We start from the raw sequence: 21,276 nt of genomic DNA, 5'->3' as shown, positions 1-21,276 counted from the left end.
TTAGTTTATGCCCGCCACGCGCAGCAGCGCGGTTACCACTGCCGCCGCCACGATCACCACAATTAACGGCATTTTCCGCCAGGCCAGAAATACCGCAAACGCCACGCCCAGCACGCGCGCCATGCCGGCAAAGTGGTCACCTTCATAAAACGTGGTCGCCAGCGCCACGGAAAACAGCAATACCGTTGCCGCATCTGACAGCAGCGCCTGTGAACGCTCTGACAATGCCAGCCTGCTGCCCAGTTTCGCCCCGCCAAGACGCATCAGATACGTTCCCGCAGACAAAATGGCGATGCCGAGAATAAAAAACGTCATATTTCCCATTATTTTTTCCTCGCAGCGAGACCCAGTAAGGAGAGCAGCACCGGTAATCCCACCGGGGCAAACGGCACGGCGGCCAGTGACAGCGCGGCGCCGCTGCAGGCGCGGATCAGCGTGGTACGGTTTTTAAACGCGGGAACCACCAGCGCCAGCAATATGGCAGGGAATACCGCATCCAGCCCGATGGTTTCCGGATCCGGCAGCAGCTTGCCGACCATGGCACCCAGCAGGGCCCCCAGCGGCCAGACAATCGCCACGCCTAAACCACATAGCCAGTACGCCGCTTTGCGCTGTTCGGGCGTTTTTTGCGACAGGCCAAACACCACGCTTTCGTCGTTCATGATGTGGCAGCCCAACAGGCTCAGGCCACGTTTGCCGACCAGTTCACGCACCGTCACGCCAAACGGCACGTGCCGCGCGTTGACCAGTAACCCCGCGGCTGCGGCCGCCAGCGGGTTACCGCCGCTTGCCACGATGCCAATAAACATAAACTCTGACGCGCCCGCGAGTACGGTGATGGAGAGTACAAACGGTACCCAGATCGGGAAACCGTAGGCCATCGCCAGGGAGCCGTATGACATCCCGACCACGCCGACCGCGAGGCAGACCAGGATGATTGCTTTTATGGTGTCGCCTTTCAGGCAAGAGAGATGATGCTTCATACATTTTTAGCCATATCGAACGGGTATCCATTATAATGAACGCAACAGAAGTGTTTTTCAAGATGAACGATTCGTTCGATTTAAAGAACAAAGAGGCCGTTTTATGACGCAGCCAATCAGCGTAATCGCCAAAAGCCTGGTGCGAGAACGCCTGCGAACCGGGCTTTCACTGGCGGAAATCGCTCGCCGTGCCGGGATCGCTAAATCCACGCTTTCTCAGCTTGAGTCAGGCAACGGTAACCCGAGCCTCGAAACGCTGTGGTCGCTTTGCGTGGCGCTGGATATTCCTTTTGCCCGCCTGCTTGAACCACAGCAGCCTACCACTCAGGTGATCCGTCGTGGTGAAGGTACGAAGGTCGTTGCTGGACAGGCTAACTACGAGGCGATACTGCTGGCGGCATGTCCGCCGGGCGCGCGACGCGACGTATACCTCCTGCTTACCCAGCCGGGCGCAGACCGCATTTCCCAGCCGCATCCGCCGGGGTCCGTTGAACACATTATTGTGACGCAGGGGCGCGCGTTAGTCGGCCTGATCGACGCGGCGGAAGAACTCGGCCCGGGAGATTACATCTGTTATCCCGCCGATCTGCCGCATATCTTTAAGGCGCTGGAGCCGGATACGCACGCGCTGCTGGTGGCGGAACAAAACTAACAGAGATACGGAAACTCATGTCGCTAAAAGCCATTGCTAAAGAACTGGGGCTGTCAGTCACCACCGTCAGCCGCGCCCTCAACGGATATGACGACGTCTCCGCCGAGACGCGCGCACGCGTGGAAGCAGAGGCTCAGCGCCGTGGTTACCGACCAAACACCTTTGCCCGCCGCCTGAAGATGGGCAAAATTGACGCCGTCGGGCTGGTGTTTCCCGTACATCCTGTTCCGCTCAATAACAGCGTATTTATGGACATGGTCGGCGAAATTAGCCATGAACTGGCGCGGCATGAGATCGACTTATTGCTCATCGCCGACGACGATCTGGCGGATAAGCACAGCTATATGCGCATGGTGCAAAGCCGACGCGTCGACGCGCTGATCGTGGCGCACACGCTGGACCACGATCCGCGTCTTGTGCAGCTTCAGGCCGCCGGTTTTCCTTTCCTGGCGCTTGGGCGCAGCCACCTCCCGCAGCCGTATGCGTGGTTTGACTTCGACAACTATGCCGGTACCTGGCAGGCGACCCGCTGGCTGATCGAGAAAGGCCATCAGCGTATCGCGTTACTTGGCGAAAGTAACAATCAGGCATTTATCACCCAGCGCCGTCAGGGTTATCTCGACGCCCTGCGGGAAGCCGGGCTTTCCAGCGAATGGCTGCGCGCCATGCCGCCTTCGCGCCGCGTCGGGTATGCCACCACGAAAGAACTGCTTGCCCTGCCGCAGCCGCCAACGGCCATCATCACCGACTGTAACACCCACGGCGACGGCGCGGCGATGGCGCTGGCGCAGCTGGGGCGTTTATCCGGCGACAACGCCGTCTCGCTGGTGGTCTATGATGGCCTGCCGCAGGACAGCATCGTTGATATTGAGGTGGCGTCGGTGATCCAGTCTACCCGCCAGGGCGTCGGGAAACAGATTGCCGATATGGTGCGCCAGCTGATTAGCGGCGACGATATTGAACAGCTTCAGGTGCTCTGGCAGCCTGAATTCTCTCCGGGCCAGACGGCCTAAACCACTAAAATTCCAAACCCGATCACAGAACCGAAACGTTTTGGTTTGTATCCGAAACGTTTCGGATCAACACTCAGATCATCCCGATGACAGGAGATGTCTGATGCAAGATCCCGTTTTACGACTCGAAACCACGACGGTAGACGTGGTGATCAAAACCCATCCGTTCGCCGAAATTCTCTACTGGGGGCCTCACCTTCAGCACTTTTCGCCGCAGGATGTTGCTACGCTCGCGCGTCCTGTTGCCAACGGCAGGCTTGACGTCGACTCCCCGGTCACGCTGATGGCCGAGCTGGGGCATGGTCTGTTTGGTTCGCCTGGCATTGAGGGTCATCGCCAGGGGCTGGACGGTTCCCCGGTGTTCAAAACCACGCAGGTGCAGCAGGACGTAAACACCCTGACGATTACCGCCGAAGATGAGCATGCGGGCCTGCGCCTGACCAGCGAGCTGGCGCTGGATGCCAGCGGCGTGCTGGTGGTTCGTCACGGTTTAACGAACCTGAAAGCGATCCCCTGGCAGGTTGACCGTTTCGCCGTCACGCTGCCGGTGGCCGAGCGCGCGCAGGAGGTAATGGCCTTCCACGGACGCTGGATCAGGGAGTTTCAGCCGCACCGCGTTAAGCTTGAACACGACAGCTTCGTGATTGAAAACCGTCGGGGTAAAACCTCCCACGAGCACTTCCCGGCGCTGATTGCCGGTACGCCGTCGTTCAGCGAAATGCAGGGCGACGTCTGGGGCGTGCATCTGGGCTGGAGCGGTAATCACCGCCTGCGCGCGGAAGCGAAAACCGACGGTCGTCGCTATCTTCAGGCCGAAGCGCTCTACCTGCCGGGTGAAATGGCGGTTGAGGAGGGCGATACGCTCTGGACGCCGCGCCTGTACGCCAGCTACTCCACGCAGGGCCTGAACGGCATGAGCCAGCCGTTTCATCGCTACCTGCGCAACAACGTCATCCGCTTCCCGGAAAACAAACCGCGCCCGGTGCACCTCAATACCTGGGAAGGGATCTACTTCAACCACGATCCGGACTACATTAAGCGCATGGCCGACGAGGCTGCCGCGCTGGGCGTGGAGCGTTTCATCATTGATGACGGCTGGTTCAAAGGCCGTAACGACGACCATGCCGCGCTGGGCGACTGGTATCTGGACGAGAAAAAATACCCGAACGGCCTGACGCCGGTGATCGACCACGTCAAACGGCTCGGCATGGAGTTTGGCATCTGGGTTGAGCCGGAGATGATCAACCCGGATTCAGATCTGTACCGCGCGCATCCTGACTGGGTACTGGCGCTGCCGGGCTATCCCCGGGCGACCGGACGACACCAGCTGGTGCTCAATCTCAGCATCCCGGAGGCCTTTGATTACCTGGTGGAGCGCATGAGCTGGCTGCTGGGCGAGCATGCGGTCGACTACGTGAAGTGGGACATGAACCGCGAGCTGGTGCAGCCTGGACACAACGGTAAAGCCGCCGCCGACGCCCAGACCCGCCAGTTTTACCGCCTGCTGGACGTGCTGGGCGAGCGCTTCCCGCATATTGAGTTTGAATCCTGCTCCTCCGGCGGCGGTCGCATTGATTATGAGGTACTGACCCGCAGCCACCGCTTCTGGGCGTCCGACAACAACGACGCGCTGGAGCGCAGCACCATCCAGCGCGGCATGAGCTACTTCTTCCCGCCGGAGGTGATGGGTGCGCATATCGGTCATCATCAATGCCACGCCACCTTCCGCCAGCATAGCATCCAGTTTCGCGGGCTGACGGCTCTGTTTGGCCATATGGGGCTGGAGCTGGATCCGCTCACCGTGGACGCACAGGAGCGCGAAGGCTATCGCCATTACGCCGCGCTGCACAAGCAGTGGCGGGAGGTCATTCACCACGGCACCCAGTGGCGAATTGATATGCCGGACGCCACCACGCTGGCGCAGGGGATTGTGAGCGAAGATAAGGCGCAGGGGTTGTTTATGGTCAGCCAGCTCGCGATGCCGGACTACAGCCTGATGATGCCGCTGCGCATGGCGGGGCTGGAGGCCAGCGCGCGGTACAGCGTCACGCTGCTCGATCACCCGAATATTCAGATTACGGGCGAGGGAGGGCACACCATGCGCAAGCTGCCGGCGTGGATGGAAACGCCGCAAACGGTGAGCGGCGAGTGGCTGATGCAGGCGGGCATTGCGCTGCCGATTCTGGATCCGGAAACCGCCATTCTGATTGGCGTTGAACGCGTGTAAGGGTGACGGGCCGGGCAGTCGGCCCTCCGTTGAGGATAAAAATAATGAACACAACAACCTGTACCCACAAAGACAACCCTAACTTCTGGATTTTTGGGCTGTTCTTCTTTCTCTACTTCTTCATCATGGCCACCTGCTTTCCGTTCCTGCCGATTTGGCTGTCGGACATCATCGGCCTGAATAAAACCCACACCGGGATTGTCTTCTCCTGCATCTCGCTGTCGGCTATCGCCTTCCAGCCAGTGCTGGGCGTAATTTCGGACAAGCTGGGGCTGAAAAAACACCTTTTGTGGATCATCGCGGTGCTGCTATTTCTGTTCGCGCCGTTCTTCCTGTACGTCTTCGCGCCGCTGCTGAAAGCCAATATCTGGCTGGGCGCGCTGAGCGGCGGGCTGTATATCGGTTTTGTATTTTCGGCCGGATCGGGGGCGATTGAGGCCTACATTGAGCGCGTGAGCCGCAACAGCTTCTTTGAGTACGGCAAGGCGCGGATGTTTGGCTGCCTCGGCTGGGGCTTGTGCGCCTCAACGGGCGGCATCCTGTTCGGCATCGATCCATCGTACGTTTTCTGGATGGGATCGGGAGCGGCATTGCTGCTGATGCTGCTGCTGCTGGTGGCGAAGCCAAAGCCCAACCAGACGGCGCAGGTCATGGATGCCCTGGGCGCGAACCAGCCGCAAATCACCGCCAAAACCGTGTTCAACCTGTTCCGCCAGCGCAGAATGTGGATGTTTATCCTCTATGTGATTGGCGTGGCCTGCGTGTATGACGTTTTCGACCAGCAGTTTGCCACCTTCTTTAAAACCTTCTTCGCCACGCCGCAGGAAGGGACCCGCGCCTTTGGTTTCGCAACGACTGCAGGGGAAATCTGTAACGCCATCATTATGTTCTGCTCGCCGTGGATCATTAACCGCATCGGCGCGAAGAACACGCTGCTGATCGCCGGGGTGATTATGGCGACGCGCATTATCGGCTCATCGTTCGCCACCACCGCCGTGGAGGTGATTGCCCTCAAGATGCTGCACGCGCTGGAAGTCCCGTTCCTGCTGGTGGGCGCATTTAAGTACATCACCGGGGTGTTTGATACCCGACTGTCAGCGACTATCTATCTGATCGGCTTCCAGTTCGCCAAGCAGTCGGCGGCCATTTTCCTCTCCGCTTTTGCCGGGAATATGTATGACCGGATCGGCTTCCAGGAGACGTATCTGATGCTGGGCTGTTTCGTGCTGGCGATTACGGTGGTGTCGGCGTTTACGCTGAGCAGCAGGCAGGAGATCGCCGCCGCCGCGGGGGCAGCAGCGTTAACACATCAGTCCAGGTAAAAGACCTCTTTAAGCTCCGTACTCACCGGGCTGTTATCCGGGTTCGACGGCATGACGTCGCCCATATGTTTCCACCAGCGCTGGCAGACGTCGGTATTGGCTACCGCGCTCCAGCGCTCCTCCGATTCAATCTCTACGGTCGCGAACAGCAGGCTGCGGGCCCTATCGAGATAAATGGCGTACTGGTGTGCGCCGTGGTCTTTCAACACCTTTTCCAGCTCCGGCCAAATCGGATTGTGTCGACGCGCGTACTCCTCGTGCGCGTCCAGGTTGACCTGCATCACAAAGGCTTTGCGGATCATAGTGCCTCCAGATAGAGCTCGCGAACTTCCTCACGACTGGCGGCGCGCGGATTGCACGGCGCACACGGATCGGCGAGCGCTTTATCCAGCCAGCCTTCAATATCGGCTTTGGTCACGCCGAGCTGGCTAAAGCCCGCAGGGATGCCGACGCGAGCACTCAGGTTGCGGATCGCCTGAATGGCGGACATGCTGGCGGCTTCATCGCTCATGCCGCGGGTATCGACGCCCATCGCCTGCGCCACACGGGAGAAGCGGGCGACCGCGTTCGGGCGGTTAAAGCTTTCGACGATCGGCAGCAGGATGGCGTTGCACACGCCGTGCGGCAGGTTGTGCGTCGCGCCCGGCTGGTGCGCCAGGGCATGCACAAGGCCGAGACCTGCACTGTTAAACGCCATGCCCGCCAGATACTGACCAAACGCCATCTGCTCGCGCGCCTCAAGGTTATGACCGTCTTCGACCGCTTCCGGCAGCCACAGGTTGATCAGGCGAATTGCTTCCAGCGCGTTGGCGTCGGTGAGCGGGTGCGCGCCAACGGACACGTAGGCTTCAATGGCATGGGTCAGGGCATCCATACCGGTTGCGGCGGTCACGGAGGCGGGAATATCGAGCATCACGCTGGCATCGTCCACGGCGATGTCCGGGATGATGTTTGGGTCAATAATCACCTCTTTCACCTGACGTGCGGAGTCGATGATCACCGCATTGCTGGTCATCTCCGCCGCCGTGCCTGCGGTGGTATTAATTGCCACCAGCGGCACGCCCGCATTTTTCACCTTGCCGACGCCGGAATAATTGGTTGACGGGCCGGGGTTGGCGGTGAGGATTTTAATCGCCTTGGCGGTATCAATCGGGCTGCCGCCGCCAAAGGCAATCACGTAATCACACTCCGCGTCCCGGTAAGCCGAAATTCCTTTTTGCACAAGCGCTTCCGTCGGATTCGGGAACACCTCATCGAACAGGTGATACGACATCTGATGGGCGTCCAGCGCGGTAAACAGGCTGTCGAGCAGACCCAGCTTTACCAGCTGGCCGTCGGTGACAATCAGCGCTTTTCCCCACTGCTTGTTCGCAACCAGGTTGACCATATCGCCGATTGCGCCCGCGCCGTGAAGGCTGATTTTTGGAAGTGCCAACATAAAGCTCATGATAATTCTCCTTAACGATCAACGTTTGTCCTGCGAAGGCGTTATGCGTACAAATCCAGCGCGGATTGCAGCGGGCTCACGCCAAAGCGCTTGCCGAGGGCGATGAGTTCTTCCCGGGAAATGGTCTGCTTCATGCCGCCCATGGAGTACACCTTCACCAGCACTTCCGCTGATTTCTCGGCGGTGTCGATCAGGCCAAAGGTTTCATCCAGCGTTGGGCCGCTGCCGAACACACCGTGGAACGGCCACAGCACCAGAGCATGTTTTTGCATATCGACGGCGGTTGCCTGGCCGATTTCGTCGGTACCCGGCACCATCCACGGCAGAATGCCCACGCCGTCCGGGAACACCACCAGACACTCGGTACTGCCTTCCCACAGCTTGCGGGTGATGAAGTCGGCGCTGTTTTCCAGCACGTAGGTCAGGGCGATCAGGTTGGTGGCGTGGCAGTGCATGATCACGCGGTCTTTGCCGTTCGTCGCCCTGATGCGCTCGCAGTGGGAGAGGAAGTGCGCCGGCAGTTCGGAGGTGGGCACCGCCTCGTCGGTCAGGCCCCACAGAATGTGGTAGCCCGCGCCGTCGCTATCCACTTTCACCACGCCGAGGTTGGCCTCCGGGTCGAGCTGGACGTTACGGAAGAACTTGCCGGAACCGGTGACGATAAACGGCGTGTTGGCGAGCAGCGGCATCGGCTGGCTCAGCGCGATATAGCGCGGCTTCTGGTGGAAATCGGCCGCGAACGGTTCAATATCCGCGTCGTCCAGGCGCAGCGTCAGGTTGCCGCCGTTGCGCTCGTCCCAGCCTTTCAGCCAGGCGTCGGAGGTGGCTTTGATCATGCCCTGGACGAACCAGGAAGTGGTGATGGTCTGCATAGTCTTCATTTTCCAGTTATCGCGGTGAGGTTGAACCCTCACCCCGGCCCTCTCCCACAGGGAGAGGGGATAAAAGTTCCCTCTCCCTGTGGGAGAGGGTTAGGGTGAGGGCAAAATTACCCGCGCTGACTCAACACGTCTTTCTCGTATGCCCGCACGTTGTCCAGCCACTGGCTGCCCGCCGGGGCGTCGTTACGCTGACAGTACATCTCCCACACCGCCTGCCACGGCAGGGATTTCTGCTCTTCCAGCAGCGCCAGACGCGCGGTGTAGTCGCCGTTAGCCTCCAGCTGTTTCAGCGCGGCGACAGGCTCCAGCAGCGCGCGCAGCAGGGCTTTCTTCATGTTGCGGGTGCCGATAACCCATGCCGCGATGCGGTTGATGGAGGCATCGAAGAAGTCGAGGCCGATGTGTACGCGGTCAAAAAGGTCGTGACGGATGATTTCGCTGGCAATCGCCTGGGTTTCGTCATCCAGCAGCACCACGTGATCGCTGTCCCAGCGCACCGGACGGCTGACGTGCAGCAGCAGGCGCGGCACGTAGAGCATGGCGGCGGAGATTTTGTCTGAGATCACCTCGGTCGGGTGGAAGTGGCCGGCATCCAGACACAGCGCGGTCTGGCGGCTGGTGGCGTAACCCATATAGAACTCGTTTGAGCCTACGGTGTAGCTCTCGGCGCCAATGCCGAACAGCTTGCTCTCTACGGCGTCGATGTGGTGCGCCGGGTCCAGCTTCTCGCTGATGGCCTCATCCAGCGCGGCCAGCAGGCGCTGGCGCGGGGCCAGACGGTCGACGGTGATGTCCTTCATGCCGTCCGGGATCCAGATGTTCATCACCGACGGCGTGCCGAGCTGTTCGCCGAAATAGGCCGAAACGCGGCGGCTGGCCTTCACGTGGTCGATCCAGAACTGGCGGATGTCGCCGTCCGCGTGGGCGAGGGTAAAACCGTCCGCGCTCAGCGGATGTGAGAAGCAGGACGGATTAAAGTCCAGGCCCAGCCGGTTGGCTTTCGCCCACTCTACCCAGTTCTTAAAGTGTTCCGGTTTGATTTCGTTGCGCGCCACCGGCTCGTCGGATTCGAGGTAAATCGCATGCAGGTTCAGGCGTTTTGGCCCCGGGATCAGGCTCAGCGCCAGCTCCAGGTCGGCGCGCAGTTCGGTCGCGTTACGCGCTTTGCCGGGGTAGTTACCGGTGGCCTGAATACCACCCGTCAGGGAACCGCCTGGGTTCTCGAAACCGGCGACGTCATCGCCCTGCCAGCAGTGCATGGAGACGGGCAGACGGTCGAGCTGGCGCAGCGCCTCTTCGACATCCACGCCGACGGCGGCGAAACGCTGTTTAGCCAGGCCCCAGGCTTGTTCTAATTGAGTTGTCATGCGCAAAGCTCCTTAGTCAGTCGGTTTTGCTGAAACTGCGCCCGAAAGCGAGCAATTTCACGGCAGGGATTGGGGGTGAATGTGGTCAGGCTGGCGTTAGCCGCCACCACCGAACGGAAGTCGTCAACGCTGGAAAGTTCGTCCAGGGTCATCAGCTGAATGCCGATATTCCCGAGCGTGGAGGCCTCCACGGGACCCGCCACCACGGTGATGCCGCAGGCATCGGCGCAGAGCTGGTTCAGCAGCTGGTTCTGGCAGCCGCCGCCCACGATATGCAGCTGGCTGAACGGTTTTCCGCGAAGGCTCGCCAGCTCGCTGAGGATGTCGGCATACAGCAGGGCGAGGCTGTCAAAAATGCAGCGCGCCAGTTCTGAAGGGCTCGACGGCACCGGCTGCCCGCCCTCGACGCAGGCGGCCTGAATTTCGGCGCTCATGTGCGCCGGGTTGATAAAGCGGTCATCGTTCGGGTTGATCAGGAACGTACAGGCCTTCAGCTTCTCGGTTTCGGCGATAAGCGCGGGCAGGTCGGTAATGTTTTGCTCTTTCAGCACCCGCTGGAGCAGCCACAGCCCCATGATGTTTTTCAGTACGCGGTAGCGGCCTTCGGCACCGCCTTCGTTGGTAATATTTGCCGCCATCGCGGCATCGCTGGCGTACGGGGTTTTGCTCTCAAAGCCCATCAGCGACCAGGTGCCGGACGAGAGGTAAGCCGCGTCTTTGCTTGCAAGTGGGGACGCTATTACCGCGCTGGCGGTATCGTGGCTGGCGACGGCAACGACAGGGATTGCGTTCCCCTGGGGGCAAATCCAGTGACCGATCACGTTACCCGGGTGGGTTGGCGTGCCGAACCAGGAAGGCGAGGCCCCCGTCCAGGCCAGCAGATGTTCGTCCCAGCTATCCGAGTTGATGTTGACCAGCTGCGTGGTGGTGGCGTTGGTATATTCCCAGTTCATGTTGCCGGTCAGGCGATAGCTCAGGTAGTCCGGGATCAGCAGCGCATGGGCCACGTCCGCGACCAGCTCCGGCTGTTGCTCGACCAAAGCACGCAGCTGATAAAGCGTGTTAAACGGCAGAAACTGAATGCCGCTGCGCCCGTAGATGTTGTCCTTGCCAAGCTGGGCGATAGCGTTCGCCATCAGGCCGTCGGTGCGGCTGTCGCGATAAGAAACCGGCAAGCCGACGCGCTCGCCATGGCTATCAAGCAGAACGAAGTCTACGCCCCAGGTATCAATGCCGATGCTGTCGATGCGAATGCCGTCGTTGCAGACGTTGTTCAGTCCGGTACGGATCTCCGCCTCCAGGGCATCGATATCCCAGGTATCAAAACCGTCCTGCTTTTGCAGGCAGTTGGCGAAACGGTGCATTTCGCGAAGCGAAAGCGCGTGCTGCTCACGGTCCCAGCTCGCGAGCATTACGCGGCCGCTGGATGCGCCTAAATCGACAGCCACACAATGGCGAAAAGTCATGGTCGGGTCCTTTCTTAAGTCATTAGCGGTGAGTGTAAAAAAGGGAAGAAAAAGTCACCTTCTCACCACTGACAGGCCAAATCTCGCGCTGGCAAGAAAGCAAAGGTGAATGTGAGGGCGTTCACAGTTTCCAGCAGTGACGGGATGCTCAGGCAGTGTGACGCTGAGCGCATTTCCCGATCTTTCCCCCTGTTTCTTGAAAAATGGACAGCTTTTGCGAGGTTTACTGCCAAAAATTGAAGGTGAGTGTGGGAGGCCTTAATTACTATTTTGAGAACATTTTTCATTGGTGGGGGCCGTTATGACCGTACTGCACTGCGTGGATTTTTTTCCTTCAGGAGGTTCGCCTGTCGCGATTGAGCCACGGCTTCCTCAGGCTGCGTTCCCGGAGCATCATCATGATTTTCACGAAATTGTGATTGTTGAGCGCGGGACGGGTATTCATGTTTTCAATGGCCAGCCTTATACCATCAGCGGCGGTACGGTGTGCTTCGTGCGCGACCACGACCGGCACCTGTATGAACATACCGACAACCTGTATCTGACGAATGTGCTTTACCGTTCCCCGGACGCGTTCCAGTTTCTTTCGGGGCTGAGCCAGCTGTTGCCCCAGGAGCAAGACGGACACTATCCGTCGCACTGGCGGGTGAATCAGTCCATCCTGCAGCAGGTGCGTCAGCTGGTGAGCCAGATGGAGAGAAGCGAGGACGGGCAGGAGACGCACGCCATTGCCACGCGCGAACTGCTGTTTATGCAGCTTCTGGTGCTGCTGCGCCGCAGCAGCCTGGTGGAAGGGCTGGAAGATAACAACGCGCGCCTGAACTATCTGATGGCCTGGCTGGAAGATCATTTTGCCGAGGATGTCTGCTGGGAAACCCTTGCGGATGATTTTTCCCTGTCGTTGCGGACCCTGCATCGCCAGCTTAAACAGCACACCGGACTGACGCCGCAACGCTACCTTAACCGTCTGCGCCTGATCAAAGCGCGTCATCTTTTACGTCATACCGACGATAGCGTCACTGATATTGCCTATTGCTGCGGTTTTGGCGACAGCAATCACTTTTCAACGCTATTTCGCCGGGAATTTAACTGGTCTCCGCGCGATATTCGCCAGGGAAAAGACGCGATGCTTCAGTAACGCGAGGGCAGTCACCGTTTTATTTCCGCAAAAAAGCTAATAGTGTCAGGTTATTCGGCGTAGAGGTCGTGGTGTGGCTGCTCAGTTAATTCTTCGCAAAGATGATTTTTTTGCCTCCGCGAGTCAGGCTGTCACGGTGGCCGATCGCTACCCGCAGGACGTCTTTGCCGAACATACCCACGAGTTTTGCGAGCTGGTGCTGGTTTGGCGCGGTAACGGCCTGCACATCCTCAACGACCGTCCCTACCGCATCACGCGCGGAGACCTGTTCTACATTCGCGCGGATGATAAACACTCCTACGCCTCGGTTAACGACCTGGTGCTGCAGAACGTTATTTACTGTCCGGACAGGCTCAAGCTTAACGTGGACTGGGCCGCGAGCATTCCGGGCTTTCTTGATGCTAAGGGTTCTCCGCACTGGCGCTTAAGCAGTAGCGGCATGGCTCAGGTACGGCAGGTTATTTCTCAACTGGAGCAGGAGAGCCAGAAGAACGACCCCGTTGCTAACCAGCTGGCGGAGTTGCTTTTCGCCCAGCTGGTGATGACGTTGAAGCGCCATCGTTACGCCACTGATAACCCCTCCGCCACAACGCAGGAAGCGCTGCTGGATAAGCTCATCACCCGGCTTGCGGGCAGCCTGAATAAAAACTTTGTACTGGAGAAATTCTGCGAGCAGGAACAGTGCAGCGAGCGCGCGTTGCGCCAGCATTTCCGCACCCTGACCGGGATGACGGTGAACCACTATCTGCGCCAGCTGCGCATCTGCCATGCACAATATCTCCTCCAGCATACGGAGTGGATGGTCAGTGATGTGGCGATGCGCTGCGGCTTTGAGGACAGTAACTACTTTTCAGTGGTGTTTAACCGCGAGGTGGGGATGACGCCGGTACAGTGGCGTCATCGCAGCCGAAAGGGGACGTAATCAGTTTGCCATGCCGAGGCCGACGATATTGGCAGCGATAATAATCACCACGCAGCCGAGGCTCAGTACGCCAACCGGACGACGTCCGGCGTTCGTCCACTCTTTCAGCACCAGCCCAACCAGCCCGCCGCAAAGTACGTAGAAACTCATGTGCAGCATCCAGCTTATATAGTCGTATTGCGCCGGAATGCTGGCGTGGCCCCAGGCGTAGAAGAAGAACTGCAAATACCACATCAGGCCGCCCAGAGCGGAGAGCAACACGTTGGTGATGATGAGCGATGTTGCCAGCGAGAAATCGGTTTTTACCGACAGGTTTTTTACTTTTGCCAGACGAATGAAGCAGAAGCCCAGGTTAACCATCGCGCCGCCACCCATAATCACGACATAGCTTGGTAGCGCAACGTACAGCGGATCGACGCCCAGCGCGGCAGCCGCTTCGTGCATCGGTTTGGCGGCGTTCATGGCGAACGACATGCCGGCCGAGAAAATGCCGCACATCACCGCCAGCAGCAGACCTTTCTTCAGGTTAAAATCTTCAGCTTTAATGCCCATCTTGCGTTCTTTCAACTGCCCCGCGCGCGTCACAATTCCTACGCCAATGACCGCCACCAGCACGCCCAGGAGCGTCATCCGCCCACCCTGAGTATTAATAAGCACGTCGAAATTGCCGTTGAGAATTGGCGTCATCAGGGTACCGACGATCAGCGTGATGCCAATCGCGATACCAATCCCCATCGACATGCCAAGATAACGCATGGTGAGGCCATAGTTGATGTTGCCGACGCCCCACATCGCGCCGAACAGGAACACCGGCAGCAGGGTGGCGGCGCTGAAGGAGGAGAAGTAGCCCCAGAAATCGGGCAGCAGCATGGCGCTAATGGTCCAGGGCAAAATCAGCCAGGACACGATACCGCCAACGGACCACATGGTTTCCCATGACCAGCCTCTCACTTTTTTAAACGGAGCATAGAAACAGGCTGCACTGGCAGCGCCTATCAAATGCCAGAAGATACCCATCGTAATCGCATGATTCATTTTTACACCCTCATCGTTTTTATCGTCAGTGGCTTCCCACCGACTTGAGGAGTGTAAAAATTAGGCGGTTTGGAGACCTTCAGAAGGTTGCCGCAGATGTGTTCTGGATGGCAATCAGCACGTTAACCGCGTGAGCAGACTCACAATTTCGCGATTAATCGAAAAACGAATAACCTTATAAAAACTACGGCATTGATAATCATTTTCAATATCATTTAATTAACTATAATGAACCAACTGCTTACGCGGCATTAACAGCTGTGCCGCCCGACAATAATGGAGAGGATTATGAGTTATACACTGCCATCCCTGCCGTATGCCTACGACGCACTGGAACCGCATTTCGACAAGCAGACGATGGAAATCCATCACACTAAACACCACCAGACCTATGTGAACAACGCGAACGCCGCGCTGGAAAGCCTGCCAGAGTTCGCTAACCTGTCTGCTGAAGAGCTGATCACCAAGCTGGACCAGCTGCCAGCGGACAAGAAAACCGTTCTGCGTAACAACGCTGGCGGCCACGCTAACCACAGCCTGTTCTGGAAAGGCCTGAAGACCGGTACCACCCTGCAGGGCGACCTGAAAGCGGCTATCGAGCGCGACTTCGGCTCCGTTGACAACTTCAAAGCGGAATTCGAAAAAGCCGCTGCAACCCGTTTCGGCTCTGGCTGGGCGTGGCTGGTTCTGAAAGGCGACAAGCTGGCGGTGGTTTCTACTGCTAACCAGGACTCCCCGCTGATGGGTGAAGCGATTTCTGGCGCATCCGGCTTCCCAATCCTGGGTCTGGACGTGTGGGAACACGCTTACTACCTGAAATTCCAGAACCGTCGTCCGGACTACATCAAAGCCTTCTGGGACGTGGTGAACTGGGACGAAGCAGCAGCGCGTTTCGCCGCTAAAAAATAAGGTTGCATTGACGCCTGTGAGAAGCGAGTCTTATGACTCGCTTTTTTTGTATCTGCGTAATGGAGGCAGCAATGCATTACCCGGTGAACGTGTTTACAGGCAAGGTAAGGGAGTACGACGGCAGCCGCCCGAGTGCCATCGCCAAAATTCAGGTCGACGGTGAGTTGACGTTAACCGACCTCGGGCTTGCGGGTGACGAGCAGGCCGAAAAGAAAATCCACGGCGGGCCCGATCGCGCGCTGTGCCACTACCCGCGTGAACACTATCAGCACTGGAAAACCGAGTTTCCCGAGCAGACGGACCTCTTTGTTGCTCCCGCGTTTGGCGAGAATCTCTCCACCGAAGGGCTCACCGAAAAGAACGTGTTTATCGGTGATATCTACCGCTGGGGCGATGCCCTGATTCAGGTGACGCAGCCACGCTCGCCGTGCTTCAAGCTCAACTACCACTTCGGTATTCAGGATATGTCGGCCCAGCTGCAAAAAGCGGGTAAAACCGGCTGGCTGTATCGCGTGGTGCTGGCTGGGCAGGTTTCAGCGGACGCGCCGCTTGAGCTGGCGTCGCGCCTGAGCGATGTGTCTGTTTATGACGCCTGCGCCATTGCCTGGCATATGCCGTTTGACGACGAACAGTATCACCGCCTGCTGTCGGCGGCGGGATTATCCATCAGCTGGACAAGAACGATGCAGAAGCGGCGTTTAAGCAGCAAGATCGAGGATAATTCGCGGAGATTGTGGGGGAAATAGTCCTCCGCAGAAAGTAGGCCGGGTAAGGCGAAGCCGCCACCCGGCACTAACAGCTACGAACGCTTATACAACGGCAGCCACAGCGTTAACCGTAGTCCACCCAGCGGGCTATCGTCGGCTTTCACCCAGCCGCGGTGCTGCTGCATGGCGGTTTCAACAATCGCCAGACCCAGTCCCGTGCCGCCCGATTCCCGGTCGCGCGCCTCATCGGTACGATAGAACGGACGGAAAATCTGCTCGCGGTCTTCCGGGCTCACGCCTGGGCCGTCATCATCGACAATGACGGTGATCCCGTCTTTATCCACCGAGAACGCCACCTCAATCTTCGTATGCGAGTAGCGAAGAGCGTTCCGCACGATGTTCTCCAGCGCGCTTTCCAGCGTGTTGGGGTTACCGTACAGCGGCCACGGGCCCGGCGGGAAGTTGACGGTAAAGGATTTACCCATCTGTTCCGCTTCGAACGCCGCGTTGTCCAGCACCTCGTGCCAGAGGTGATTCGCTTTCACCGTTTCGCTGACCAGCGCGTTTTTCTGCTGATTGCGCGACATGACCAGCAGGTCGTTGATCATGCTGTCCAGGCGGTGCGCTTCCGTTTCAATACGCTCCAGCTCTTTGCTCTCACCGCTGCGGCGGCGCAGCAGCGCGGTGCCAAGCTGCAAGCGCGTAAGCGGGGTACGCAGCTCGTGCGAGATATCCGACAGCAGACGTTGCTGTGCGGTCATCATGCGATCGAGAGCGCTCACCATCTGGTTAAAACTGGTTCCGGCGGCAAGGAACTCCTGCGGACCTGCTTCCAGTTCAGGGTGTTGTCGCAGGTTACCCTGCGCCACCTCATCGGCGGCATTCTTCAGTTTACGCGCCGGTTTTGCCAGGCTCCACGCCAGCCATAACAGCAGCGGTGAGCTGACCAGCATGGTGACAATCAGCAGCAGGAGAGGGCGGTCAAACAGCAGGTTGATAAAATCAGACTGGGAGTTGCTCGCCGGACGGATCAGATAGAGCTGATAATTATCCTCTCCGTCCCTGACGGAGAAAGGCCCTACCATCTCTACGCGGCCATATTTCTTCTTCTGGGGATGATCGGCATTATCCGCCTGGCCAATGAAGTTGCGGATAATCTGCATTTCATTGCGATCGGCCCCAATCACGCGGCCTTCGCTGGTCACCAGCAGCAGGCGTTGTCCGGGCGGCGCCCACTTGTCGATAGCGCGAAACAGCCTGCGCCACCACATTAAATCGTTTGGCGGATCGTTTGCCAGCTCGGCTTCCACGTGCTGCTCGATCATCACGCCCTGACGTTGCTCGCTGTCGAGAAGCTCCGTCATCTGGCGTGAGTCGAGTTTTGGCAACATCAAAACGAGCATTAAAACCAGTGCCAGCGTCAGCCAGAAGATGGCGAAGATGCGGGCGGTTAAGCTTCCTATCATGAAGCGGAAACCATCAGATAACCGCGACCACGCAGGGTTTTAAACCATGGGTGACCGTCTTTACGCTCCGGCAGCTTACGGCGCAGGTTAGAGATGTGCATGTCGATGGCGCGGTCAAACGGGGTGAGGCGTTTGCCCAGCACTTCCTGGCTTAGATGTTCACGCGATACCACCTGGCCGAGGTGCTGCGCCAGCAGATACAGCAGGGTGAACTCCGTGCCGGTCAGTTCCAGCGTCTGGCCATCAAAGCTCGCTTCCTGACGGCCCGGGTTGAGGCTCAGGGAGTCGACTTCAAGAGTAGGTGAGCTGTTGTCGGTATTTTGCTGCTGTTCGCTCCAGTGGGAACGACGCAGGATAGCGCGAATACGGGCAACCAGTTCACGGTCGTTAAACGGCTTGGGTAAATAGTCATCCGCGCCCAGCTCAAGGCCGAGTACGCGGTCAAGTTCGCTGCCGCGCGCGGTCAGCATAATAACGGGAGTCTGGTGTGTCTGGCGAAGCTCTTTCAACGTATCAATACCGTTTTTCTTCGGCATCATCACGTCGAGCAAAAGTAAATCGATGCTGTCGTCAAGGAGACTCAGCGCCTGCTCGCCATCATGGGCAACCAGTACGTTGAAACCTTCCATGTCGAGCAACTCCTTTAAAAGGGATGTGAGCTCTCGGTCATCATCAACTAACAGGATTTTATTCATTGTTTAAATACCTCCGAGGCAGAAATTACGACATCAAGGCTGTCTAATCCATGACTTTACGTTGTTTTACACCCCCTGACGCATGTTTGCAGCCTGAATCGTAGACTGTCTCTCGTTGAATCGCGACACGAAAGATTTTGGGAGCAAGTGATGCGCAAAGTTACCGCTGCCGTCATGGCCTCAACGCTGGCGTTCAGTGCGTTTAGCCAGGCTGCTGAAGCTATCATCAGCGATAACAGTCCCTTACAAGAGGGCGCAACGCAGAACAGCAGCCAAAGCCATATGTTTGACGGTATAAGTTTAACCGAACATCAGCGTCAACAGATGCGAGATCTGATGCAGAGGGCACGACACGACCAGCCCCCTGTTAATGTTAGCGAAATGGAGACAATGCATCGCCTTGTCACCGCAGAAAATTTTGACGAAAGCGCTGTACGCGCTCAGGCCGAAAAAATGGCACAGGAACAGGTTGCCCGCCAGGTAGAGATGGCGAAGGTCCGCAACCAGATGTTCCATCTGCTAACGCCCGAGCAGCAAGCGGTTTTGAATGCCAGACATCAGCAGCGAATGGACCAGCTGCGTGAGGTTGCACGGATGCAGCGAAGCTCAGAAACGACGTTTTTCAGTAGCAATAGCAGTACCCGTAGTAACCAGTAAACCCTGTTTTCCTTGCCATAGACACCATCCCTGTCTTCCCCCACATGATGTGGGGGTTTTTTTTGCCCCGCATCCGCGCTGTTAACCGTTTATTCATCCTTAGACTCCCCATGCTTCCGTTATACTAGCGGCATGACATGACAGGAGCGTTTATGAATCAATCCTATGGAAGACTGGTAAGCCGGGCCGCCATTGCGGCGACCGTCATGGCCTCCAGCCTGTTACTGATTAAAATCTTTGCCTGGTGGTATACCGGCTCGGTCAGTATTCTGGCGGCGCTCGTGGACTCGCTGATGGACATTGCCGCCTCGTTGACCAACCTGCTGGTGGTGCGTTACTCGCTGCAGCCAGCGGATGAAGAGCACACATTTGGGCACGGTAAAGCGGAGTCGCTGGCCGCGCTGGCGCAAAGTATGTTCATTTCCGGCTCTGCGCTGTTCCTGTTTTTAACCGGCATTCAGCATCTCGTTTCGCCGACACCGATGAACGATCCCGGCGTGGGCGTAGTTGTGACGATCGTTGCGCTTATATGCACACTTGTTCTGGTAACGTTCCAGCGCTGGGTTGTTCGCAAAACGCAAAGTCAGGCTGTACGGGCGGATATGCTTCATTATCAATCTGATGTTATGATGAATGGGGCTATTCTTATTGCGCTCGGTCTGGCCTGGTATGGCTGGCATCGCGCCGATGCGTTATTTGCGTTAGGGATTGGTATCTATATTTTATATAGCGCCCTGCGGATGGGGTATGAGGCGGTGCAATCACTGCTTGACCGCGCCCTCCCGGACTCAGAACGGAATGAAATTTTTTCTATCGTGACCTCCTGGCCCGGCGTCAGCGGTGCACACGATCTTCGAACGCGGCAGTCAGGGCCGACCCGCTTTATTCAGATTCATATTGAAATGGAAGACAACCTGCCACTGGTTCAGGCTCACGTTATTGCTGAGCAGGTCGAGCAGGCGATTTTGCAGCGTTTTCCTGGTTCAGACGTCATCATTCACCAGGATCCCTGCTCGGTTGTACCCGGTCATGTTGGGCTTTCGTAATTCGTTGTAAAAAAGTGAGCCAGGCCAGCATTTTGTGTATAAATTACCGCCGTTTGGTCTGACCTGAATCAATTCAGCTGGAAGGGATTGATATACTATTTGCAGTATTCGTTGGTCGATAAGTTTCTTCCGGCAACAGATTTCAATTTTGCATTCCTAAGTTCAGAGGTAGTCATGATTAAGAAAATCGGTGTGTTGACAAGCGGCGGTGATGCGCCGGGCATGAACGCGGCAATTCGTGGTGTTGTCCGTGCAGCGCTGACGGAAGGCCTGGAAGTTTTTGGCGTTTATGACGGTTATCTGGGCCTGTATGAAGATCGTATGGTTCAGCTCGACCGTTACAGCGTGTCTGACATGATCAACCGTGGCGGTACTTTCCTCGGTTCCGCGCGCTTCCCGGAATTCCGTGATGAACACGTTCGCGAAGTGGCTATCGAAAACATGAAGAAACGCGGCCTGGACGCCCTGGTGGTTATCGGTGGTGACGGCTCCTACATGGGTGCAAAACGTCTGACCGAAATGGGCTTCCCGTGCATCGGTCTGCCGGGCACCATCGACAACGACATCAAAGGTACTGACTACACTATCGGCTTCTTTACTGCACTGGGTACCGTTGTTGAAGCGATTGACCGTCTGCGTGACACCTCTTCTTCTCACCAGCGTATCTCTATCGTTGAAGTGATGGGCCGTTACTGCGGCGACCTGACGCTGGCGGCAGCCATTGCGGGCGGTTGTGAATTTATCGTCGTGCCGGAAGTCGAATTTAGCCGTGAAGATCTGGTGGCTGAAATCAAAGCGGGCATCGCGAAAGGTAAAAAACACGCGATCGTGGCTATCACCGAGCACATCTGTGACGTTGACGAGCTGGCGAAGTACATCGAAGCCGAAACCAAACGCGAAACCCGCGCGACCGTACTGGGCCACATCCAGCGCGGCGGTTCCCCAGGCCCTTACGACCGTATTCTGGCGTCCCGTATGGGCGCGTACGCTATCGATCTGCTGCTGCAGGGTCACGGCGGCCGCTGCGTCGGTATTCAGAACGAAAAACTGGTTCACCACGACATCATCGACGCGATTGAAAACATGAAGCGTCCGTTCAAAGGTGACTGGCTGGACTGCGCGAAAAAACTGTACTGATCGGTTCTGTTGCCCGGTGGCGCTGCGCTTACCGGGCCTACAAAGCACGACTCGTAGGCCGGGTAAGGCGTAGCCGCCACCCGGCTTTTTTATGCGCGCACGCTTTTTTTATTCCACTACGTTATAGCCAATCTTTTTTTATTCTTTAATCCTCGATTCGCTTTCTGGCACGCTGCATTCATCAAAACACTACACAAGAGAGCTGG

At 57.6% G+C, this 21,276-nt stretch carries 21 protein-coding genes; 11 read left to right on the top strand and 10 right to left on the bottom strand.

What is annotated here, in order from left to right; all coding sequences use genetic code 11:
* Positions 1-324 (bottom strand): AzlD domain-containing protein, encoded by a 324-nt coding sequence (locus EnteroDNA1_RS13605; RefSeq protein WP_033146957.1) that lies wholly within the window; start codon positions 322-324, stop codon positions 1-3.
* Positions 324-983 carry an AzlC family ABC transporter permease gene (locus EnteroDNA1_RS13600; protein ID WP_069303435.1) on the bottom strand — a complete coding sequence of 220 codons (660 nt, stop codon included), beginning with the start codon at positions 981-983 and terminating at the stop codon, positions 324-326. The genes EnteroDNA1_RS13605 and EnteroDNA1_RS13600 overlap by 1 nt, the downstream gene beginning before the upstream one ends.
* 103 nt (positions 984-1,086) lie before the next feature.
* Between EnteroDNA1_RS13600 and EnteroDNA1_RS13595 the strand changes: the two genes are divergently transcribed.
* The 4 genes from EnteroDNA1_RS13595 to EnteroDNA1_RS13580 all read left to right on the top strand — a co-directional run bounded on the left by EnteroDNA1_RS13595 (position 1,087) and on the right by EnteroDNA1_RS13580 (position 6,197).
* Complete coding sequence (locus EnteroDNA1_RS13595; protein ID WP_033146956.1) at positions 1,087-1,635, top strand: helix-turn-helix domain-containing protein; 549 nt, start codon at positions 1,087-1,089, stop codon at positions 1,633-1,635.
* A gap of 17 nt (positions 1,636-1,652) precedes the next feature.
* A complete protein-coding gene (locus tag EnteroDNA1_RS13590) occupies positions 1,653-2,648 on the top strand; it encodes a LacI family DNA-binding transcriptional regulator (RefSeq protein ID WP_045888505.1) in 996 nt (331 codons plus the stop codon).
* A gap of 103 nt (positions 2,649-2,751) precedes the next feature.
* A complete protein-coding gene (locus tag EnteroDNA1_RS13585) occupies positions 2,752-4,875 on the top strand; it encodes an alpha-galactosidase (RefSeq protein WP_069303434.1) in 2,124 nt (707 codons plus the stop codon).
* Positions 4,876-4,919: 44 nt separating this feature from the next.
* A complete protein-coding gene (locus tag EnteroDNA1_RS13580; protein ID WP_069303433.1) occupies positions 4,920-6,197 on the top strand; it encodes an MFS transporter in 1,278 nt (425 codons plus the stop codon).
* Here EnteroDNA1_RS13580 and rhaM read toward each other — a convergent pair.
* The 5 genes from rhaM to rhaB all read right to left on the bottom strand — a co-directional run bounded on the left by rhaM (position 6,185) and on the right by rhaB (position 11,358).
* Positions 6,185-6,499: an L-rhamnose mutarotase gene (rhaM, locus tag EnteroDNA1_RS13575; protein WP_069303432.1), complete on the bottom strand. Its 315-nt coding sequence runs from the start codon at positions 6,497-6,499 to the stop codon at positions 6,185-6,187. The genes EnteroDNA1_RS13580 and rhaM overlap by 13 nt on opposite strands.
* The gene (gene fucO / locus EnteroDNA1_RS13570) at positions 6,496-7,644 is read right to left on the bottom strand and encodes a lactaldehyde reductase (RefSeq protein WP_069303431.1); all 1,149 of its coding nucleotides are present in this window, start codon (positions 7,642-7,644) and stop codon (positions 6,496-6,498) included. Before fucO ends, rhaM begins: the two co-directional genes overlap by 4 nt.
* 41 nt (positions 7,645-7,685) lie before the next feature.
* Positions 7,686-8,516 carry a rhamnulose-1-phosphate aldolase gene (gene rhaD / locus EnteroDNA1_RS13565; RefSeq protein ID WP_047059155.1) on the bottom strand — a complete coding sequence of 277 codons (831 nt, stop codon included), beginning with the start codon at positions 8,514-8,516 and terminating at the stop codon, positions 7,686-7,688.
* A gap of 116 nt (positions 8,517-8,632) precedes the next feature.
* The gene (rhaA, locus tag EnteroDNA1_RS13560; protein ID WP_064673058.1) at positions 8,633-9,892 is read right to left on the bottom strand and encodes an L-rhamnose isomerase; all 1,260 of its coding nucleotides are present in this window, start codon (positions 9,890-9,892) and stop codon (positions 8,633-8,635) included.
* Positions 9,889-11,358: a rhamnulokinase gene (gene rhaB, locus EnteroDNA1_RS13555; RefSeq protein ID WP_069303430.1), complete on the bottom strand. Its 1,470-nt coding sequence runs from the start codon at positions 11,356-11,358 to the stop codon at positions 9,889-9,891. The genes rhaA and rhaB overlap by 4 nt, the downstream gene beginning before the upstream one ends.
* A gap of 301 nt (positions 11,359-11,659) precedes the next feature.
* Here rhaB and rhaS point away from each other — a divergent pair, with 301 nt between their 5' ends.
* Both rhaS and rhaR read left to right on the top strand, forming a co-directional pair.
* On the top strand, positions 11,660-12,496 hold the full coding sequence (gene rhaS / locus EnteroDNA1_RS13545) for an HTH-type transcriptional activator RhaS (RefSeq protein ID WP_069303429.1): 837 nt from the start codon (positions 11,660-11,662) through the stop codon (positions 12,494-12,496).
* A gap of 73 nt (positions 12,497-12,569) precedes the next feature.
* A complete protein-coding gene (gene rhaR, locus EnteroDNA1_RS13540) occupies positions 12,570-13,418 on the top strand; it encodes an HTH-type transcriptional activator RhaR (protein ID WP_069303428.1) in 849 nt (282 codons plus the stop codon).
* Here rhaR and rhaT read toward each other — a convergent pair whose 3' ends face one another.
* Positions 13,419-14,453 (bottom strand): L-rhamnose/proton symporter RhaT, encoded by a 1,035-nt coding sequence (gene rhaT, locus EnteroDNA1_RS13535; RefSeq protein ID WP_039264206.1) that lies wholly within the window; start codon positions 14,451-14,453, stop codon positions 13,419-13,421.
* 288 nt (positions 14,454-14,741) lie between these two features.
* Between rhaT and sodA the strand changes: the two genes are divergently transcribed.
* Positions 14,742-15,362 carry a superoxide dismutase [Mn] gene (gene sodA / locus EnteroDNA1_RS13530; protein ID WP_004203668.1) on the top strand — a complete coding sequence of 207 codons (621 nt, stop codon included), beginning with the start codon at positions 14,742-14,744 and terminating at the stop codon, positions 15,360-15,362.
* Between the two features lie 71 nt (positions 15,363-15,433).
* Entirely contained in the window at positions 15,434-16,108 is a 675-nt protein-coding gene (yiiM, locus tag EnteroDNA1_RS13525; protein WP_064673063.1) for a 6-hydroxyaminopurine reductase, read from the top strand.
* Between the two features lie 53 nt (positions 16,109-16,161).
* Here yiiM and cpxA read toward each other — a convergent pair whose 3' ends face one another.
* Both cpxA and cpxR read right to left on the bottom strand, forming a co-directional pair.
* Complete coding sequence (gene cpxA / locus EnteroDNA1_RS13520) at positions 16,162-17,535, bottom strand: envelope stress sensor histidine kinase CpxA (protein WP_023309731.1); 1,374 nt, start codon at positions 17,533-17,535, stop codon at positions 16,162-16,164.
* On the bottom strand, positions 17,532-18,230 hold the full coding sequence (cpxR, locus tag EnteroDNA1_RS13515) for an envelope stress response regulator transcription factor CpxR (protein WP_006179159.1): 699 nt from the start codon (positions 18,228-18,230) through the stop codon (positions 17,532-17,534). Before cpxR ends, cpxA begins: the two co-directional genes overlap by 4 nt.
* Before the next feature lie 150 nt (positions 18,231-18,380).
* Here cpxR and cpxP point away from each other — a divergent pair, with 150 nt between their 5' ends.
* The 3 genes from cpxP to pfkA all read left to right on the top strand — a co-directional run bounded on the left by cpxP (position 18,381) and on the right by pfkA (position 21,070).
* On the top strand, positions 18,381-18,887 hold the full coding sequence (cpxP, locus tag EnteroDNA1_RS13510; RefSeq protein ID WP_032662714.1) for a cell-envelope stress modulator CpxP: 507 nt from the start codon (positions 18,381-18,383) through the stop codon (positions 18,885-18,887).
* 152 nt (positions 18,888-19,039) lie between these two features.
* Positions 19,040-19,933: a CDF family cation-efflux transporter FieF gene (gene fieF / locus EnteroDNA1_RS13505; protein WP_023309697.1), complete on the top strand. Its 894-nt coding sequence runs from the start codon at positions 19,040-19,042 to the stop codon at positions 19,931-19,933.
* A gap of 174 nt (positions 19,934-20,107) precedes the next feature.
* Positions 20,108-21,070 carry a 6-phosphofructokinase gene (gene pfkA / locus EnteroDNA1_RS13500; protein WP_023309696.1) on the top strand — a complete coding sequence of 321 codons (963 nt, stop codon included), beginning with the start codon at positions 20,108-20,110 and terminating at the stop codon, positions 21,068-21,070.
* Positions 21,071-21,276: the final 206 nt, after the last annotated feature.

This window comes from Enterobacter sp. HK169, assembly GCF_001719105.1.
Taxonomy (GTDB): Bacteria; Pseudomonadota; Gammaproteobacteria; order Enterobacterales; family Enterobacteriaceae; genus Enterobacter; species Enterobacter asburiae_B.
Note: the sequence above shows the minus strand (reverse complement) of the source record. Positions and strands in the feature narration are given on the sequence as shown.

Excerpts from the sequence above, each read along its gene's own strand:
- EnteroDNA1_RS13600 (WP_069303435.1), bottom strand. The coding sequence starts at position 983 with ATGAAGCATCATCTCTCTTGCCTGAAAGGCGACACCATAAAAGCAATC.
- rhaA (WP_064673058.1), bottom strand. The coding sequence starts at position 9,892 with ATGACAACTCAATTAGAACAAGCCTGGGGCCTGGCTAAACAGCGTTTC.
- rhaS (WP_069303429.1), top strand. The coding sequence starts at position 11,660 with ATGACCGTACTGCACTGCGTGGATTTTTTTCCTTCAGGAGGTTCGCCT.
- fieF (WP_023309697.1), top strand. The coding sequence starts at position 19,040 with ATGAATCAATCCTATGGAAGACTGGTAAGCCGGGCCGCCATTGCGGCG.
- cpxA (WP_023309731.1), bottom strand. The coding sequence starts at position 17,535 with ATGATAGGAAGCTTAACCGCCCGCATCTTCGCCATCTTCTGGCTGACG.
- sodA (WP_004203668.1), top strand. The coding sequence starts at position 14,742 with ATGAGTTATACACTGCCATCCCTGCCGTATGCCTACGACGCACTGGAA.
- pfkA (WP_023309696.1), top strand. The coding sequence starts at position 20,108 with ATGATTAAGAAAATCGGTGTGTTGACAAGCGGCGGTGATGCGCCGGGC.
- cpxR (WP_006179159.1), bottom strand. The coding sequence starts at position 18,230 with ATGAATAAAATCCTGTTAGTTGATGATGACCGAGAGCTCACATCCCTT.
- rhaD (WP_047059155.1), bottom strand. The coding sequence starts at position 8,516 with ATGCAGACCATCACCACTTCCTGGTTCGTCCAGGGCATGATCAAAGCC.
- rhaB (WP_069303430.1), bottom strand. The coding sequence starts at position 11,358 with ATGACTTTTCGCCATTGTGTGGCTGTCGATTTAGGCGCATCCAGCGGC.
- cpxP (WP_032662714.1), top strand. The coding sequence starts at position 18,381 with ATGCGCAAAGTTACCGCTGCCGTCATGGCCTCAACGCTGGCGTTCAGT.
- EnteroDNA1_RS13590 (WP_045888505.1), top strand. The coding sequence starts at position 1,653 with ATGTCGCTAAAAGCCATTGCTAAAGAACTGGGGCTGTCAGTCACCACC.
- EnteroDNA1_RS13605 (WP_033146957.1), bottom strand. The coding sequence starts at position 324 with ATGGGAAATATGACGTTTTTTATTCTCGGCATCGCCATTTTGTCTGCG.
- rhaT (WP_039264206.1), bottom strand. The coding sequence starts at position 14,453 with ATGAATCATGCGATTACGATGGGTATCTTCTGGCATTTGATAGGCGCT.
- yiiM (WP_064673063.1), top strand. The coding sequence starts at position 15,434 with ATGCATTACCCGGTGAACGTGTTTACAGGCAAGGTAAGGGAGTACGAC.
- rhaM (WP_069303432.1), bottom strand. The coding sequence starts at position 6,499 with ATGATCCGCAAAGCCTTTGTGATGCAGGTCAACCTGGACGCGCACGAG.
- fucO (WP_069303431.1), bottom strand. The coding sequence starts at position 7,644 with ATGAGCTTTATGTTGGCACTTCCAAAAATCAGCCTTCACGGCGCGGGC.
- EnteroDNA1_RS13585 (WP_069303434.1), top strand. The coding sequence starts at position 2,752 with ATGCAAGATCCCGTTTTACGACTCGAAACCACGACGGTAGACGTGGTG.
- EnteroDNA1_RS13580 (WP_069303433.1), top strand. The coding sequence starts at position 4,920 with ATGAACACAACAACCTGTACCCACAAAGACAACCCTAACTTCTGGATT.
- EnteroDNA1_RS13595 (WP_033146956.1), top strand. The coding sequence starts at position 1,087 with ATGACGCAGCCAATCAGCGTAATCGCCAAAAGCCTGGTGCGAGAACGC.